This window comes from Cellulomonas endometrii, assembly GCF_949769265.1.
Taxonomy (GTDB): Bacteria; Actinomycetota; Actinomycetes; order Actinomycetales; family Cellulomonadaceae; genus Cellulomonas; species Cellulomonas endometrii.
This window is the reverse complement of record NZ_CATKPC010000006.1, coordinates 183276-199004: the sequence shown is the minus strand read 5'-3', so window position 1 is coordinate 199004 and position 15729 is coordinate 183276. Positions and strand designations below refer to the sequence as shown.

Here is a 15729-nt window from a genome sequence, read left to right as displayed (position 1 = left end):
CGGCGCGCTCCCGGCGGCGCGCTCCCGGCGGTGCTCAGCCCGCCGGGAGCGCCGCCAGCCAGCGGCGGGCGGCGCGGGGGCTGGTCAGCCGCACGACGGGCACGGCCCTCGCGGCGGCGACGCGCCGGTACTGCTCGCGGTAGGCGGCGTGCTGCGTCCACGACCACAGCACGATGTTGTGGTCCGGCTCGCGGCGCACGAGCGACCGCAGGTCCTCGCGGTTCCCGTGCCAGAGCTCACGGCGCAGCGCACCGCGCACGAGCGTGCGCCGGACCACCCGCCCCATGACGAGCCACCGCGGGTAGTCCAGCCACACCAGCAGGTCGACGTCGTCGGCGAGCCCGCCGCGCGCGGTGTTCCAGTTCCCGTCGACCACCCAGCCGCCGGGTGACGCCGCCAGGAACTCCCGCAGGATCTCCCGCCCGGCCTCCGGGTCCTTGTGCACCCACCCCGGGCCCCAGAACACCTCGTCGAGCTCCCGGTGCGGGACGCCGAGCCGGTCCGCGAGCGCCCGCGCGAAGGTCGTCTTCCCCGCGCCGCTGTTGCCCACCACGCGGACGCGGCGGGGCGGCCACGGCGTCATGCGGGCGAGCGTAGCGGCCGCTCAGCCCTCCGCGAGGACCGCGGCGAGCGACCGGAACCGCGCGTTCGCGAACAGGTCGTCGATCGGCACCAGGCTCCCGGCGCCGTCCGCGAGCGGGACCCGCCAGTTGGGGTACTCGTTGTCCGTCCCGGGCTGGTTCTGCGCGCGCCGCTCCCCCACCGCGTCGGCGAGCGAGACGCCGACCAGGACGCTCGGGGTGCGCAGGACGTACCGGTGCAGCGCCTCGACGACCTCGCGCTCGGAGGGGTCGTCGCCGAGCAGCCCGTGCTCGCGCAGCACGGCGAGCATGGTCTCGCGCTCCTCGCGGGCGGCCCTGCGCACCTGCTCCACGGGCTCCGTCAGCAGACCGAGCCGCTCCCGCAGCGCGACGTGCTCCTCGGCGAGGTACCCGGCGGTCGGCGGCAGGTCGTGCGTGGTGACGGAGGCCAGCGCCAGGCGGCGGTACGCGTCGGGCGGCAGCGGCCGGCCCTCGCCGTCCTTCTCGAACCAGAGGATCGACGTCCCGAGCACGCCGCGCTCGGACAGGTAGTCCCGCACCCACGGCTCGACGTTGCCCAGGTCCTCCCCAATCACGACCGCCCCGGCGCGGTGCGCCTCGAGCGCGAGGATGCCGATCATCGCGTCGTGGTCGTACCGGACGTACGTGCCGTCGGCAGGCTTGTTGCCCTGCGGGATCCACCACAGCCGGAACAGGCCGATGATGTGGTCGATCCGCACCGCGCCCGCGTGCCGCAGGACCGTCCGGAGCATGTCCCGGTACGGCCGGTACGCGACGCGCTCGAGCTCCGCCGGGTGCCACGGCGGCTGCGACCAGTCCTGGCCCTGCTGGTTGTACATGTCCGGCGGCGCGCCGACCGACGCGCCGCGCGCCAGGACGGTGCCGAGCGCCCAGGCGTCGGCGCCCGCGGGGTGCACGCCGACCGCGAGGTCGTGCATGACGCCCAGGGACATCCCGGCCTCGTGCGCGGTGCGCTGGGCCGTCGCGAGCTGCTCGTCGGCCAGCCACTGCAGCCAGCAGAAGAACTGCACCCGGTCGGCCAGCTCGGTGCGCGCCCGCAGGGCACCCGGCGACGCGGGGTCGCGCAGGTCCGCGCCCCACGGGGGCGGGCCGTGCTTCTCGACGAGGGCGCACCACAGCGCGAAGTCCTCGAGCCCGCGGCCCTCGCGGCGGCGGAAGTCGTCGAACGCGGACTGCCGCGCCGGCGTGCGCGGGACGGCGAACACGACCTCGAGCGCCGCCTTCTTCGCCGCCCACACGACGTCGCGGTCGATGGGGCCGTCGTCGGAGTCGAGCGCCAGGGCCTGCTCGGCGGACCACTCGACCAGCGCGCGGTCGGCCGACGACAGGTACGCGGTCTCGTGCACGTCCTCGACGCGCAGGTACAGCGGGTTCACGAACCGCCGGGTGGTCGGCAGGTACGGCGACGGCGTCAGCGGCGGCACCGGCTCGGCGGCGTGCAGCGGGTTGATCAGCAGGAACTGCGCGCCGGCCTCGTGCCCCGACAGCCACGCGAGGTCCGCGAGGTCGCGCAGGTCTCCGGCGCCCCAGGACTGCCGGGAGCGCACCGAGTACAGCTGCACCATCAGGCCCCAGGCGCGGCGCGCGTCGGGGTCCGCGAGGCCCGCGGGCAGGTCGAGGCGGTCCGGGGTGACGGCGAGCGGGCTGGCGGCCTCGCCCGACGGCCCGCTGGTGCGCAGCAGGTGCCAGCCGAGCGGCAGGCCCGCCGGCACGACGAAGGTGGCGCGGCCGACCTGGCGGCCGTCGACGGTCCGCGGGTCCAGGTAGACGTCGGCCTGCTCGAGCTCGACGCGCTCGGTGACCGCACCGGCGGCGCGGCGGCCGCGGCCCTCGGCGGCGTCGATCTCGACCCAGGCCCGGACGGGGTCGCCATGGGTGACGTGCACCGGCACGTGCGTCTGCTCGGACTGCCGCGTCACGAGCACGGGCGGCAGGACGCGGCGCCACGGGGTGTCCTCGGCGTGCTGGAGGGCCACCTCGACGCGCTCCGGCGACGTGGCGTCCACGCCGAGCGCACCGAGCACGTCCACCAGCGTCGGCGCGTCGACCTGCTGCATCTCGCCGGCGAACGACTCGAACTGCGGGGTGATCCCGTGCGCCTCCGCGAGGCGGACGAGGGACTCGGACGGCGGTGTCGGTGCGGCCACGTGCCGATCCTGCCAGAGGGGACGCGACGGCGCCCGGGCCCCACCGACCAGCGCGGGGACGACGGCGGGTGGCGGCGCGCCGCGCCGTAGGGTGGCGCGCATGACCGCCGACCCCGCCGCGCCCCTTGCACCCGCCCCGACCGCTCCCGCCGGCTACCCGGCCGCGCGCCGGCTGGACCTCGTGGAGGACCTGCACGGGCGCCGCGTGGCGGACCCGTACCGCTGGCTGGAGGACGCCGCGGCGGACGAGACGGAGGCGTGGTCGGCCGCGCAGGACGACCTGTACGCCGCGTACCGGGCGCGGGTCACGTCCGGTGGCCTCGCGGAGGGCCCGCTCGCGACCGGCCCGCTGACCGCCCGGCTGGGCGAGCTGCTCGGGGCGGGCTTCGTCGGCACGCCGGCCTGGCGCGGCGACCGCCGGTTCTTCAGCCGCCGCACGGGCGAGCAGGAGCACGCGGTGGTCGTGGTCGCGGAGCCGGACCCCGACGTCCCGGGCGCCGAGCGGGAGCGCGTGCTGGTCGACCCGGTCGCGCTCGACCCGGCGGGCACCACCACGCTCGACGCGTGGCAGCCCAGCAAGGAGGGCGACCTGCTGGCGTACCAGGTCTCGCACGGCGGGACCGAGGAGAGCGTGCTGCACGTGCTCGACGTCGCGACCGGCGAGCTCGTCGACGGGCCGGTCGACCGGGCGCGCTACTCGCCCGTCGCGTGGGAGCCGGGCGGCCGCTCGCTGTTCTACGTGCGCCGGCTCGCGCCGGAGCTGCTGCCGGAGGACGAGCGCCAGTACCACCGCCGGGTCTGGCGCCACGTGGTCGGCACCGACCCCGCGGAGGACCTCGAGGTGTTCGGCGACGGCCTGGACATGACGAACTACTACGGCGTCTCGGTCTCCCGCGACGGCCGGTGGCTGATCGTCTCCGCGTCCGCCGGGACCGCCCCGCGCACGGACGTCTGGATCGCGGACCTGCACGCCGCGGACGCCGGCACCGTCCCGGCGTTCCGCGAGGTCGCGGTGGGCTACGACGCCGAGGTCGGCGCGTGGGTCGGCCGCGACGGCCGCCTCTACGTGCACACGACGCTCGACGCCGACCGGGGCCGCCTCGCGGTGACCGACCCCGAGGACCCGGCGGTGCCGCACTGGCGGACGCTGCTCGCGGAGGACCCCGAGGCCGTCCTGGAGGACGTGGCGTTCACGGACGGCGGCGGGGACGACACCGCCCCCCGGCAGGTCCTCGCCTCCTGGCGCCGGCACGCCGTCAGCGAGGTCACGGTCCACGACCCGGCGTCGGGCGAGCGCCTGCCGGGGGCGGCGGGCACGGTGGACCTGCCGGGGCTGGGCTCGATCGGCGGGCTCGTCACGCGCCCGGACGGCGGGCCGGACGTGTGGTTCACGTACACCGACCACACCACCGTGACCGAGGTGCACCGGTACGACGCCTCGACCGGGCGCACATCGCTGTGGGCCGCGCCTCCCGGGGCGGTCGCCGACCTGCCGGAGGTGCGCGTGCAGCGGGTCGTCGCGACCAGCGCCGACGGCACCGCCGTGCGCGCGTTCGTGGTGGCCCGGGCCGACGCGCTCGACGCGGACGGGCGGCCCCTGGCTCCCGCGCCGACCATCCTCTACGGGTACGGCGGCTTCCAGATCTCGCTCGACCCCGCGTACTCCGCGACCACCCTCGCGTGGGTGGAGGCCGGCGGCGTGTACGTCGTCGCGAACCTCCGCGGCGGCGGCGAGGAGGGCGAGCAGTGGCACCGCGCGGGACGCCGCGGGAACAAGCAGCGCGTGTTCGACGACTTCCACGCGGTGGCCACCCTGCTCGTCGACGAGGGCTGGACCACCACCGACCGGCTCGCGTGCTGGGGCGGCTCGAACGGCGGGCTGCTCGTCGGCGCGGCCCTCACGCAGCAGCCCGGGACGTTCGCCGCGGTGGTGTGCTCCGCGCCGCTGCTCGACATGGTCCGGTACCAGCGGTTCGGGCTGGGCGTGACCTGGACCGACGAGTACGGCGACGCGGGCACGCCGCGCGAGCTGGACTGGCTGCTGTCGTACTCCCCGTACCACCGGGTGGTCGACGGCGTCCGGTACCCGGCGACCCTGTTCACGATCTTCGACGGCGACACCCGCGTCGACCGGCGCGGAGGTCGCCGCCTGGAGCGCGGCGGGTGTGCGCGTCGCGTGCGGGCTCCGTGCGGGTCGCGTCGGGCGGCGCGGCGGGGGCGGCGGGCACCCCGCGCCGTTCGTTAGCGTGGTCGCGTGATCCCCTCGCTCCTCCCCACCGTGCTGCCCGCCGCCGGCGACACCGACCCCGGTGCCGCCGCCATCGACGGGGCGAACGCCCTCATGACCTGGCTGCTCGGCCCCGGCCTGCGGATCGCGCTGATCATCGTGATCGGCGGGATCTCCCTGCTGGTGGTCCGGCGGCTGATCAAGGCGGTGACCGAGCACATCGCGGACGGCACCTCCCTGCTGCAGCGGGGCATCGCGCGGCCCCTCGGCGGGACCGAGGTCGCCGCCGCGCTGCGCAAGGTCACCCCGGTCGCGAACGTCCGGCGGACGCAGCGGGCCCGGACGATCGGCTCCGTCCTGCGGTCGACGGCCGCGGTCGTCATCGGGTCGATCGTCGTGCTGCTCGTCCTCGACCAGCTCGGCGTGAACATCGCGCCGTTCATCGCGTCGGCCGGCATCGTGGGCGTCGCGTTCGGGTTCGGCGCGCAGAGCCTGGTCAAGGACTTCCTGTCCGGGCTGTTCATGCTGCTCGAGGACCAGTACGGCGTCGGCGACGTCGTCGACGCCGGGCCCGCCAGCGGCACCGTGGAGGCCGTCGGCCTGCGGGTGACCAAGATCCGCGACGCCGACGGGACGCTCTGGTACGTCCCGAACGGCGGGATGCTGCGGGTGGGGAACAAGACCCAGGGCTGGGCGAACGCCGTCGTCGAGGTGAAGGTCGACTACTTCGCCGACCTGGACCAGGTGCGCGACCTGCTGGTCGGTGCCGCGGCGCGGCTCGCGGAGGACCCGGAGCTCGGCCCGTCGATCGAGGGCACCGCGACGGTGAGCACCGCCGAGGACCTCACGTTCGAGGCCGTCACGGTCAAGGTGACGCAGCGCACTGCCCCTGCCCGGCAGTGGGCCGTCGCGCGGGCCCTGCGCATCGCCGTGCGCGAGGCCCTGGAGGCGGCGGACGTGCCGCTCGCCGGGCAGCGGGAGGCCCTGGCCGCGCACCGCGAGCGCCTCGCCGGGGGCGGAGCCGTCACGAGCGGCGCGGCCGTCACGAGCGGCACGACCACCGACTGATCCGGCCCGGCCGGGTACGCACGAGGCCCCGGGTCCCTGCGGGGACCCGGGGCCTCGTCGTGCGGCGCGCGTGTCAGCGCAGGCCGTCGAGCTCCGCGGCGAGGTTGTCGGCCTCGGGGCCGACGATGACCTGCACGATGCGGCCGGACCGCACCACGCCGAACGCGCCGGTCGCCTTGAGGGCGTCCTCGTCGACCTGCTGCGGGTCCGTCACCTCCACCCGGAGCCGGGTGATGCACGGCTCCAGGTCGACGACGTTGCCGCCGCCGCCCAGCGCCACCAGGATCTGCTCTGCCTTGCTCATCGAACCCCCGTCGTGCCGTCCGTGCGGATTGCCCCCGCGGTCGCCGGGAGGGCGACCTGCTGCCGTCAGCCTAGTGCGAGACTTCTTCCCATGACCGCCCAGCCCTCGACTCCCGAGCCGCGCCCGGCCGGCACCCCGCTCCCCCTGGCCCCCGCGACCCCACGCCGGCCCTGCCCGCCACGGTCGCGCCCGCCGAGCCCGGGTCCTCCGAGGCCCGGCGCCGCGAGTCGTTCTACGAGGCGGTCGGCGGGCACGAGACGTTCGCCCGGCTGGTCGACGCCTTCTACGAGGGGGTCGCGACCGACCCGGTGCTGCAGCCGATGTACCCCGAGCAGGACCTGAGACCGGCGCGGCGGCGGCTGACGATGTTCCTCGAGCAGTACTGGGGCGGCCCGACCACCTACTCCGAGGAGCGGGGGCACCCGCGGCTGCGGATGCGGCACATGCCGTTCGCGGTCGACCCGGACGCCCGCGACCGCTGGCTCGCGCACATGCGCGCGGCCGTCGACACCCTCGGCCTGCCGCCGCTGCACGAGGCCACCCTCTGGGACTACCTGGAGCGCGCCGCGCACTCACTGGTGAACACCGCGGGACCGATGGGTGCCGCGCGCTCGTGAGATCCTTCCGGGCGTGACCGACGCTGCACCGACGGGCGCGCCCACCGCGCCGCAGGACCCCACGCCCCTGTCCGCCGCCGCCGACCCGATCGCCGGGCTCCTCGGCATCCTCGACGTGGCCGCCGCCGACGGCGCCGACCGGTTCACGGCCCACAGCCTGCCCAAGCCGGGCGGCCGCGTGTTCGGCGGTCAGGTGGTCGCCCAGGCGCTCGTCGCCGCGGGCCGCACCGTCCCGGGCGGGCGCCTCCCCCACTCGCTGCACGGGTACTTCCTGCGGGCCGGCGACATCGCCAGCCCCATCGAGCTGGCCGTGGAGCGGCTGCGCGACGGCCGGTCCTTCTCGGCCCGCCGGACGCACGCGTCGCAGGACGGCGAGCCGATCCTGTCGATGATCGCCTCGTTCCAGGAGGACCAGGAGGGCGTCGAGCTCACCCAGCCGATGCCGGACGTGCCGGCGCCCGAGGACGTCGAGTCCGCGATGGACCGGATGGGTCACCTCGACCACCCGCTCGCCCGGTTCTGGACGCACGAGAGCGCGTTCGACGTCCGGCACGTCGGCGGCTCCCTGTACCTGGGCCCCGCGCCGCGCCCGGACGGGCACCAGCGGGTGTGGATGCGGACGAAGGGCGCCCTGCCCGACGACCAGCTGCTGCACCGCGCGGTGCTCGCGTTCGCGTGCGACCAGATCATGCTCGAGCCCGTCCTGCGCCGCGCCGGGCTGTCGTGGCTGACGCCGGGCCTGTCGGTCGCGAGCCTCGACCACGCGATGTGGTGGCACCGGGACGTGCGGGTCGACGACTGGCTGCTGTTCGACCAGGACAGCCCGACCGCGCAGGGCGGCCGGGGCCTGGGCACCACGCGGGTGTTCAGCCGCGAGGGCGTGCTGGTCGCGACGATCGCGCAGGAGGGCATGGTCCGGGTCCCGGCCTGACCCTGCTCCGCTGGCGGGGCCGGGGGCGCCGGGGCACAGTGTCCCGGTGGTGAGGCTGCGACGGGTCCGGATCGACTCCCCGGGGTGGACCCGGCGCCGTGCCGGGCGCGGGTTCTGGTACCTCGACACCGACCGTCGCACCCGGATCACGGACCCCGAGCACCTGGACCGCATCGTCGCGCTCGCCATCCCCCCGGCGTGGCAGGACGTGTGGATCAGCCCGTGGCCGAACGGGCACATCCAGGCCGCCGGCGTCGACGACGCGCAGCGCCGCCAGTACCTGTACCACGAGCAGTGGCGCCGGCGGCGGGACAAGCTCAAGCACGACCACGTGCTCGACGTCGCCCGCCACCTCCCGGCCGCCCGGCGGTCGGTCCGCCGCGACCTCGCCCTGCCCGGGTTCCCGCGGGCGAAGGCCCTGGCGCTGGCGTTCCGGCTGCTCGACCTCGCGTACTTCCGGGCCGGCGGCGAGGGCTACGCGCAGCGCAACGGCTCCTACGGCCTCGCCACGCTGCGGCGCGAGCACGTCCAGGTGCTCACCGAGGAGGCGACGGGCGAGGAGACCGCCGTCCGGTTCCACTACCCCGCGAAGTCCGGGCAGGTCCGGGACGTCGTCGTCGAGGACGCCCAGGTGGCCGAGCTGATCGGGACGCTGCTGCGCCGGCGCGGTGGCGGCCCGGAGCTGCTGGCGTGGCGCGACGAGGACGGGTGGCACGACATCACCAGCGCGGAGGTCGGCGCGGACGTCAAGCGCCGCCTCGGCGGCGACGCGAGCCCGAAGGACTTCCGCACCTGGCACGCCACGGTCCTCGCGGCGCGGGGGCTCGCCGCCGCGGGTGCGCCGCCCCGGTCCGAGCGGGCACGCCGGCGGGTCGTCGCGGGCGTCGTGAAGGCGGTCTCCGAGGAGCTCGGCAACACGCCCGCCGTGTGCCGGGCGTCGTACATCGACCCGCGGATCGTGGACCTGTGGGAGCACGGCCGGACCATCCGCCCGACGCGCTCGCAGGCGGTCGCGGAGAAGGAGACGCTCGCGCTGCTCGGCTGACCGGTGGCCCGCGCCTCAGTCGCCGACGACCGCCAGGGCGAACCCGTCCCACCCCTTCGACCCCACGGTCTGCAGCGCCGTCGCGGTCAGTCGGGGGTTCCGGCCGATGGCCTCCAGCACCGCGCGCGAGCCCCGCACGGCCGGGTCCTGCGACGCCGCGTCGGCGACGCCGCCCCGCCGCACGACGTTGTCCACGACGATCACCGTGCCGGGGTGCGACAGCGCGACCGCGGCCTCGAGGTACCGCGGGTTGCCGGGCTTGTCGGCGTCGATGAACACGAGGTCGAACGGCTCCTCGCCGGCGTCGGCCAGCGCCTGCAGCGAGTCCGCCGCCGGACCCTCGACGAGCCGCACCCGGTCCGCCACGCCGGCGCGCTCGAAGTTCGCGCGGGCGACCGCGGCGTGCGCCGGGTCGATCTCGCACGTCGTCACGTGCCCCTCCTCGCCGACCGCCCGGGCGAACCAGAGCGTGCTGTACCCCGCGAGCGTGCCGAGCTCCAGCACCCGGCGGGCGCCGCTCATCCGGCACAGCAGCGCGAGCAGCGCCGCCTGGTTCGGCGCTACCTCGATGGCCGGCAGCCCCGCCGCCCGCCCCGCGGCCCGCGCCGCCGCCAGCACCTCGTCCTCGTGGACCACCGTCGTCACCAGGTAGTCGTCGACCTCGCCCCACTCCTGCTGCCCCATGCCGCCGATCATGGCACCCCCGGATGCGCGCGTCCCGGCCGCGGCACAGACTGCGGACGTGCCCGACGCCCCTGAGCAGCCCCGCATCACCCGCCCGGCCACCGATGCCGCGACCGCCGCCGACCTGCTCCCCGAGCCGGTGGCCCGCACGCTGACCGGCCTGGTGCCCGGCGTCGGCCCGGACGGCCGCCCGCGACCGGACGCGCCGCTCGTCGCGGTCACCGGCGTGACCGGCTACGTCGGCGGCCGCCTGGTCCCCGAGCTGCTGGCCGCCGGGTACCGCGTGCGCGCGATCGCCCGGCGCCCGGAGCGGCTCCGGGGCCGCCCGTGGTTCAGCGCCGTGGAGGTCGCGCAGGCCGACGCGGCGGACCCCGGGCAGATCCGCGCCGCCCTCGACGGGGTCGACGTCGCCTACTACCTCATCCACTCGCTCGGCACCGGCAGCCGGTTCGAGCAGCGGGACCGGTCGACCGCGCTGACGTTCGGGCGCGCGGCGCGCGAGGCCGGCGTCGGCCGGATCGTCTACCTCGGCGGGCTGTCCCCCGACGTCGAGGACCTGTCGCCGCACCTGGCCTCCCGCAAGGAGGTCGGCGAGATCCTGCTGGCCTCCGGCGTCCCGACGACCGTGCTGCGCGCCGCCGTGATCCTCGGGTCCGGGTCGGCGTCCTTCGAGATGATGCGGTACCTGACCGAGCGGCTGCCCGCGATGACGGTCCCGCGCTGGGTCGAGAACCGCATCCAGCCGATCGCCGTGCGGGACGTGCTGCGCTACCTCGTCGGGTCCGCGTCGATGCCGCGCGAGGTCAGCCGGGAGTTCGACATCGGCGGGCCGGACGTCCTCACCTACCGCGACATGATGCAGGGCTACGCGCGCGTCGCCGGACTGCCCCGGCGGGTGATCGTCGGGGTCGGCGTGCTCACCCCGCGGCTGTCGAGCCTCTGGGTGGGGCTCGTGACGCCGGTGCCGTCCGGGCTCGCGCGGCCGCTGGTCGAGTCGCTCGTGCACGAGGTCGTGTGCCAGGAGCACGACATCGCCGAGTACGTCCCCGACCCGCCGCACGGCCTCATCGCGTTCGAGCGGGCCCTGCGCCTGGCCCTGACCCGGGTCCGCGAGGCGCAGGTCACGACGCGCTGGTCGTCCGCCGGCGTCCCCGGGGTGCCGAGCGACCCGCTGCCGTCCGACCCGGACTGGGCCGGCGGCACGCTCTACGTCGACGAGCGGCAGAGCGTCGTCGACGCCTCCCCGGCCGCCCTGTGGCGGGTGCTGGAGGCCGTCGGCGGCGAACGCGGCTGGTACTCCTGGGCCCTGGCCTGGCGGGTGCGGGGGCTGCTGGACCGCCTGGTCGGCGGGCCGGGCCTGCGCCGCGGGCGCCGGGACCCGCGCCGGCTCGTCGTGGACGACGCGGTCGACTTCTGGCGGGTCGAGGAGGTCGACCCCGGCCGGATGCTGCGCCTGCGCGCGGAGATGCGCGTCCCGGGGCTGGCGTGGCTGGAGCTGCGCGTCGAGCCCGGCGGCGACGCCACCGAGGGCACGGCCGCGGACGGCGGCGACCGCTGGACGACGCCGCCGACCACGTTCGCGCAGCGGGCCGTGTTCCACCCGCACGGGCTGTTCGGGCAGCTCTACTGGTGGTCGGTGTACCCGTTCCACGGCGTGGTGTTCGGCGGGATGCAGCGGAACATCGCGCGCGCGGCGGAGACGGCGGAGCGGGCGCGGAGCGACCGGTAGGCGCCGTCAGCACCCCGCGCCGTGGCCCGTCAGCGGCCGCGGCGCCGGAACGTCGGCGGCTCCTCGACGTACGGCGACCACGCGGCGCGCTCGACGTCGCCGATCCGCCGCGGCGCGCCGGTCGCGGCGTCCACGAGCACCAGCGTGGTCAGCGCGCGGGCGTAGGGGCCCGCGCCACCCTCCGCCGGGACGTCGTCGTGCACCTCGTAGCAGACCTCGATGCTCGCCCCGCCGAGGTGCCCGATCCACATGTCGACCACCACCGGGGTGCGGCGGTAGCCGAGCGGGCGCAGGTACTCGATCTCCTGCCGGGCGACGAGCGTGGCGGTCCGGGCGCCGGGTCCGGCGTCGAGCACGGCGGTCGGCCACGCCTCACGGTCCGTCGGGGCGGCCGCGTCCCCCGCCGCGGGCGCCGGGTGCGCCCAGAACGCCTCGATCCGCGCCTCCTCCAGCAGCCGCAGCATCTCGACGTTGTTCACGTGGCCGTAGGCGTCCATGTCGGACCACCGCAGCTGGACCGGGACCCGCAGCCTCGTCATCCGTCCTCCGTCGCTCGCACCGGGCACCGACCCGACGCCGGCCCCCGTGCATCCTGCACCCGCCGGGGCGTGCGCGGGGAACCGGCGGGGCGTGCGCCGGGGAACCGCCGCGTCAGCGCCTGCGGTCCCCGGCCGCCCGGGCCGCCTGGTCCCGGCAGGTCGTCAGGTCGGCCAGCACCTCGGCGGCGGGCCCGGCGACCCGCGCCCGGGCCACCCGCTCGACGGCGTCGTGCAGGCGGACCCGCGCGAGCCGGGCACGCCGGGCGGCGGCGGCCCGGGCGACCACCGCGGACAGCACGGCGAGCAGGGCCCCGGCCAGCAGGCCGCCCGCCAGCAGCGCGGTCGGCACGGGGAACGGCCCCCACTCCGGCGTCCGGGGCTCGGGCAGGCGCAGGTACGCCATCACGGCGAGCGCCGTCAGCCAGAGCGCGCCCGCGACCGCGGCGGCGAGCAGCACCGCCTGCAGCACGCCGACCGCGCGCGCCCAGGCGGCGGGGCGCTCCGCGAGCAGCGGTGTGCCGGCGACGGCCCGGTCGAGGTCGTCCGCGAGGTCCTGGGTGCCGACGCGGTCGCGCACGGCGAGGGCCCACGCGTCCGGCACGCCCGCGGTCGAGGCGTCCACGAAGCGCCGCACGGCCGAGGCGGCGGCCGCGCGGGTGGCCGGCCCGGCGGTCGGCAGCGAGGTGCGGTCGCTGACGTCCGCGCCGCCGTCCGCGCGACCGAGGTGCAGGCGCCGCAGCGGGTCCGGGCGGAACCGCTGCAGCCACCGCACCGGCGGCCAGCCCGCCTTCGCGGTCGCGCGGCGGACGGCGGCACGGCGCACCGCCTGCACCACGAGCGGGACCCCGGCTGCGTCGGCGAGGGCGTCCGTCAGCGCGTCGAGCCCGCCGGGGGTCCGGCCGTCCCGGCCGCGCCGGCCGCCCCGCGCTTCCCCGCAGGCGTCGAGCACGGCCCGGGCGGCGACCTCGACGTCCGCCGTGAGGCGCCGCGTCGCGGCCTCGCGCCGGTCGGCGGCGTCGTCCAGCAGGTCCCGGAGCGCGTCCATCCCCTGGCCGGTGCGCGCGGAGACGGCGAGCGTGCGGACCCCCGGCAGACCGTCCTCGGCCGCGAGCCGGCGCAGGTCGCCCAGCACCGCGTCCACCTCGGCCGGGGCCAGGCGGTCCGCCTGGTTCAGCACCAGGACCACGACGTCGGCGTGCCGGGACAGCGGACGCAGGTACCGCTCGTGCAGGGCCGCGTCGGCGTACTTCTGCGGGTCCACCACCCAGACCAGCAGGTCGACGCGCTCGATGAGGTGCTCGGAGCGCAGCCGGTGCTCCCGGACCACGGAATCGTGGTCGGGCAGGTCCAGGAGCACCACGCCGCCCCGCGCGACGGACCGGCCGGACGGCGCCGGCTCCGGGAGCTCGTGCCGCCGCCGGACGCCCAGCCAGTCCAGCAGCGGCTCCGCGCCCGCACCCCGCACGGCGGCGAGCGCCTCGTCGGTGGTGGGCCGCTGCACGCCGGGACGCGCGAGCTCCTGCCCCACGACCGCGTTGAACAGCGACGACTTGCCCGACCCGGTGGCGCCGGCCAGGGCGACGACGGTGTGCTCGGCGGACAGCCCCGCTCGATCGCCCACCCGGTCGACGACCGCACGGCCCCGCTCGAGCACCGGCGCGGGCAGGCGGCCCTCGCCCGCGTCGAGCGCCGCGGCGAGGGCGCCGGTGCGGTCGGCCAGCGACGGGCTCATCCCTGGTCCCCCCGGCCGAGCAGCCGCTGCCAGAACCCGGGCCGCGACGGGGCCCGGCCCTCCTGCTCGCCGTCGCGGCGCTCGCGGACGTCGCCGCCCCCACCCCCCGCGCGCCACGCGTCGGCACCGCGCAGCGCACGGGCACCGCTCAGCGACCGGGCACCTGCGGGCACCTGCTCACCCTCGGGCCCCAGGCCGGTCACGCGTCCCGCCCGCTCGGCCCGCGCGGCGTCCTGCACCGTCAGCGCCGTGGCCCGCAGCGCCTCGCCACCGCCCACGCCGAGGGCGTCGAGCTGCGCGGTGTACCGGGCGGCCTCGCCGGCGAGCACCTGACGGACCCGCGTGTCGAGGCGCTCGCGCGCGGCCGTCGTCAGGCGGCGCACGGCGTCGTCCCCGAACACCGCCTCCAGGAGCTTCTGCGCGACGACGGCCGTGCCCCCGGCGATGCCGATCTCCACGCCGGTGAGCCCGCCGGTCGACGCGAACGCCAGCACCATGAGGCTCACGCCGAGCGCGTTCACGCCGAACGACAGCGCGCGGGCGGTCCCCCGCCGCTCGGCGCCCTGCTCCCGCACCAGCTCCAGCACGTCCGTCTGCCACGCGTGGATCTGCTGGTCGACCTCCGCGCGCAGCGACGCGGACGACCGGGACAGGTCGAGGTCCGGCAGCAGCGCCGCCCCCGCCGGGTCGCCGCGCCACGCGGCGTGGGTGCGTTCCGCGGCACCGTCGGCGGCGTCGAGCACCACCGCGGCGAGCCCGTGCGCGATGGCCTGCTCGACCGGCGGCACCGGCGCGGGCCGGCCGCGGACGAACCCGACGACCGCGTCGCGCACCCGCCCCACGCCCTGCTCGACGGAGCGGATCAGCTCGCCGGTGCCCACGAACTCCTGCCAGCGGGCCAGGACCTCCCCGCGGAGCATCGCGCCGTCCGAGGTGGCGGCGGCGACCTGCGTGAGGGCGTCCGCGTAGGCGCGCGCCACGGCGTCCCGCAGGCGGGCGTCGGCCGTCACCTGCGCGTCGGCGGCGGTCGCGAGGAGCAGCGCGCGGCGACCGAGGTCCTGCACCACGCCGTCCCGGGTGGACACCGCGACCGCGTGCCGCGCGGCGGCGTCCCCACCGAGGTCGGACAGCCACGAAGCGACCGCACCGACCGCCCGTTCGGGCAGCAGCCCGTCGGCGTCCAGCCCCTCCTCGACCGCGAACAGCGGCGCGTCCGCGAGGCCGTTGGCGTCCATCATGCGGCGCAGGTCCGCGACCGCGGCCTCCGCCCCCGGGTCCACCCGGTCCACGACCAGCGCGATCTGGGCGTGCCGCTCGGCGGCCCCGTGCAGCAGGTCCCACGGCACCGCGTCGGCGTACCGGGCGGCCGTCGTGACGAACAGCCAGAGGTCGGCGGCGGCGAGCAGCTGGGTCGCGAGGGCGCGGTTCGCCTCCTCGACCGAGTCGATGTCGGGGGCGTCGAGCAGCGCCAGGCCGCGGGGCAGCGCGTCGCTGGCGACCAGCCGGACCGCGGCGGTCGAGGCGACCGGGGCGCGGTCGGCGGCGGAGCGCTCGGTGGCGGCGCCGCGGTCGGTGCCCGCGGCGCGCTCGGCGGTAGCGGACGTCGCGGTGCCGTGCGCCGCGGTGCCCGAGGTCCCGGTGACGCGGGGCAGCCCGGGCAGCACGCGGTCGCTGGAGAACCACCGGCCGTCGAGCGGGTGGTGCACCAGGACGGGCGCCCGCGTGGTGGGGCGCAGCACGCCGGGATCGGTGACACGGGTGCCGAGCAGCGAGTTCACGAGCGTGGACTTGCCCGCGCCGGTGGATCCGCCGACCACGACCAGCAGCGGCGCGGACCCGGCGCGCAGGCGCGGCAGGAGGTAGTCGTCGAGCTGGTCGAGCGCCGCCCGGCGGTCGGCGCGGGCGTCAACGGCTCCCGGCACCTCGAGCGGCAGGCTGACGTCGCGCAGGCGGGCGTGCAGCCGCTCGAGCGCGTCGACGAGGGCGGCGTCCCCGCCGGCTCCCGGGGCGGCGGGCGCGGTGTCCAGCGGGTCGACCATGGGGCCAGTGTGCCGGGCGGGCGGTGGGTCCGCCGGTCGCGGCA

At 77.3% G+C, this 15729-nt stretch carries 13 protein-coding genes; 6 read left to right on the top strand and 7 right to left on the bottom strand.

What is annotated here, in order from left to right; genetic code table 11:
* Positions 1 to 34 precede the first annotated feature (34 nt).
* A complete protein-coding gene (locus QNH85_RS09245; protein WP_282945939.1) occupies positions 35 to 583 on the bottom strand; it encodes a P-loop NTPase family protein in 549 nt (182 codons plus the stop codon).
* A 21-nt stretch (positions 584 to 604) separates the two neighbouring features.
* Positions 605 to 2770 (bottom strand): 4-alpha-glucanotransferase, encoded by a 2166-nt coding sequence (gene malQ / locus QNH85_RS09240; RefSeq protein WP_282945937.1) that lies wholly within the window; start codon positions 2768 to 2770, stop codon positions 605 to 607.
* Positions 2771 to 2870: 100 nt separating this feature from the next.
* Here malQ and QNH85_RS09235 point away from each other — a divergent pair, with 100 nt between their 5' ends.
* Positions 2871 to 5015, top strand: a complete 2145-nt coding sequence (locus QNH85_RS09235; protein WP_282945936.1) for a prolyl oligopeptidase family serine peptidase — start codon at positions 2871 to 2873, stop codon at positions 5013 to 5015.
* A gap of 9 nt (positions 5016 to 5024) precedes the next feature.
* On the top strand, positions 5025 to 6065 hold the full coding sequence (locus QNH85_RS09230) for a mechanosensitive ion channel family protein (RefSeq protein WP_282945934.1): 1041 nt from the start codon (positions 5025 to 5027) through the stop codon (positions 6063 to 6065).
* Positions 6066 to 6138: 73 nt separating this feature from the next.
* Here QNH85_RS09230 and QNH85_RS09225 read toward each other — a convergent pair whose 3' ends face one another.
* Positions 6139 to 6369, bottom strand: a complete 231-nt coding sequence (locus tag QNH85_RS09225; protein WP_213281815.1) for a PTS sugar transporter subunit IIB — start codon at positions 6367 to 6369, stop codon at positions 6139 to 6141.
* A 170-nt stretch (positions 6370 to 6539) separates the two neighbouring features.
* On the opposite strand from QNH85_RS09225, the gene QNH85_RS09220 reads away from it, so the two are divergent.
* Genes QNH85_RS09220 through QNH85_RS09210 form a run of 3 tightly spaced genes read left to right on the top strand, consistent with a single transcriptional unit; the run spans position 6540 to position 8962 of the window.
* The gene (locus QNH85_RS09220) at positions 6540 to 6986 is read left to right on the top strand and encodes a globin (RefSeq protein ID WP_282945998.1); all 447 of its coding nucleotides are present in this window, start codon (positions 6540 to 6542) and stop codon (positions 6984 to 6986) included.
* Between the two features lie 13 nt (positions 6987 to 6999).
* Positions 7000 to 7917: an acyl-CoA thioesterase gene (locus QNH85_RS09215; protein WP_282945931.1), complete on the top strand. Its 918-nt coding sequence runs from the start codon at positions 7000 to 7002 to the stop codon at positions 7915 to 7917.
* A 46-nt stretch (positions 7918 to 7963) separates the two neighbouring features.
* Positions 7964 to 8962 (top strand): DNA topoisomerase IB, encoded by a 999-nt coding sequence (locus QNH85_RS09210; protein ID WP_282945930.1) that lies wholly within the window; start codon positions 7964 to 7966, stop codon positions 8960 to 8962.
* A 15-nt stretch (positions 8963 to 8977) separates the two neighbouring features.
* Here the strand turns inward: QNH85_RS09210 and QNH85_RS09205 are convergent, their stop codons facing one another.
* Positions 8978 to 9646, bottom strand: coding sequence for an O-methyltransferase (locus tag QNH85_RS09205; RefSeq protein ID WP_282945929.1), 669 nt, complete (start codon positions 9644 to 9646; stop codon positions 8978 to 8980).
* A 58-nt stretch (positions 9647 to 9704) separates the two neighbouring features.
* On the opposite strand from QNH85_RS09205, the gene QNH85_RS09200 reads away from it, so the two are divergent.
* Positions 9705 to 11375, top strand: a complete 1671-nt coding sequence (locus QNH85_RS09200) for an SDR family oxidoreductase (protein WP_428830383.1) — start codon at positions 9705 to 9707, stop codon at positions 11373 to 11375.
* A 29-nt stretch (positions 11376 to 11404) separates the two neighbouring features.
* On the opposite strand, the gene QNH85_RS09195 is transcribed toward QNH85_RS09200, so the two are convergent.
* From QNH85_RS09195 to QNH85_RS09185, 3 genes are all read right to left on the bottom strand, one after another.
* Positions 11405 to 11914: an acyl-CoA thioesterase gene (locus QNH85_RS09195; RefSeq protein ID WP_282945928.1), complete on the bottom strand. Its 510-nt coding sequence runs from the start codon at positions 11912 to 11914 to the stop codon at positions 11405 to 11407.
* A gap of 112 nt (positions 11915 to 12026) precedes the next feature.
* On the bottom strand, positions 12027 to 13646 hold the full coding sequence (locus QNH85_RS09190) for a GTPase (protein WP_282945927.1): 1620 nt from the start codon (positions 13644 to 13646) through the stop codon (positions 12027 to 12029).
* Positions 13643 to 15685 carry a dynamin family protein gene (locus tag QNH85_RS09185; RefSeq protein ID WP_282945925.1) on the bottom strand — a complete coding sequence of 681 codons (2043 nt, stop codon included), beginning with the start codon at positions 15683 to 15685 and terminating at the stop codon, positions 13643 to 13645. The genes QNH85_RS09190 and QNH85_RS09185 overlap by 4 nt, the downstream gene beginning before the upstream one ends.
* Positions 15686 to 15729: the final 44 nt, after the last annotated feature.

What these genes read in the sequence shown, in the direction of transcription:
- QNH85_RS09245 (WP_282945939.1), bottom strand. Translation starts at nt 583, where the DNA reads ATGACGCCGTGGCCGCCCCGCCGCGTCCGCGTGGTGGGCAACAGCGGC.
- QNH85_RS09235 (WP_282945936.1), top strand. Translation starts at nt 2,871, where the DNA reads ATGACCGCCGACCCCGCCGCGCCCCTTGCACCCGCCCCGACCGCTCCC.
- QNH85_RS09225 (WP_213281815.1), bottom strand. Translation starts at nt 6,369, where the DNA reads ATGAGCAAGGCAGAGCAGATCCTGGTGGCGCTGGGCGGCGGCGGCAAC.
- QNH85_RS09205 (WP_282945929.1), bottom strand. Translation starts at nt 9,646, where the DNA reads ATGGGGCAGCAGGAGTGGGGCGAGGTCGACGACTACCTGGTGACGACG.
- QNH85_RS09195 (WP_282945928.1), bottom strand. Translation starts at nt 11,914, where the DNA reads ATGACGAGGCTGCGGGTCCCGGTCCAGCTGCGGTGGTCCGACATGGAC.
- QNH85_RS09190 (WP_282945927.1), bottom strand. Translation starts at nt 13,646, where the DNA reads ATGAGCCCGTCGCTGGCCGACCGCACCGGCGCCCTCGCCGCGGCGCTC.
- QNH85_RS09185 (WP_282945925.1), bottom strand. Translation starts at nt 15,685, where the DNA reads ATGGTCGACCCGCTGGACACCGCGCCCGCCGCCCCGGGAGCCGGCGGG.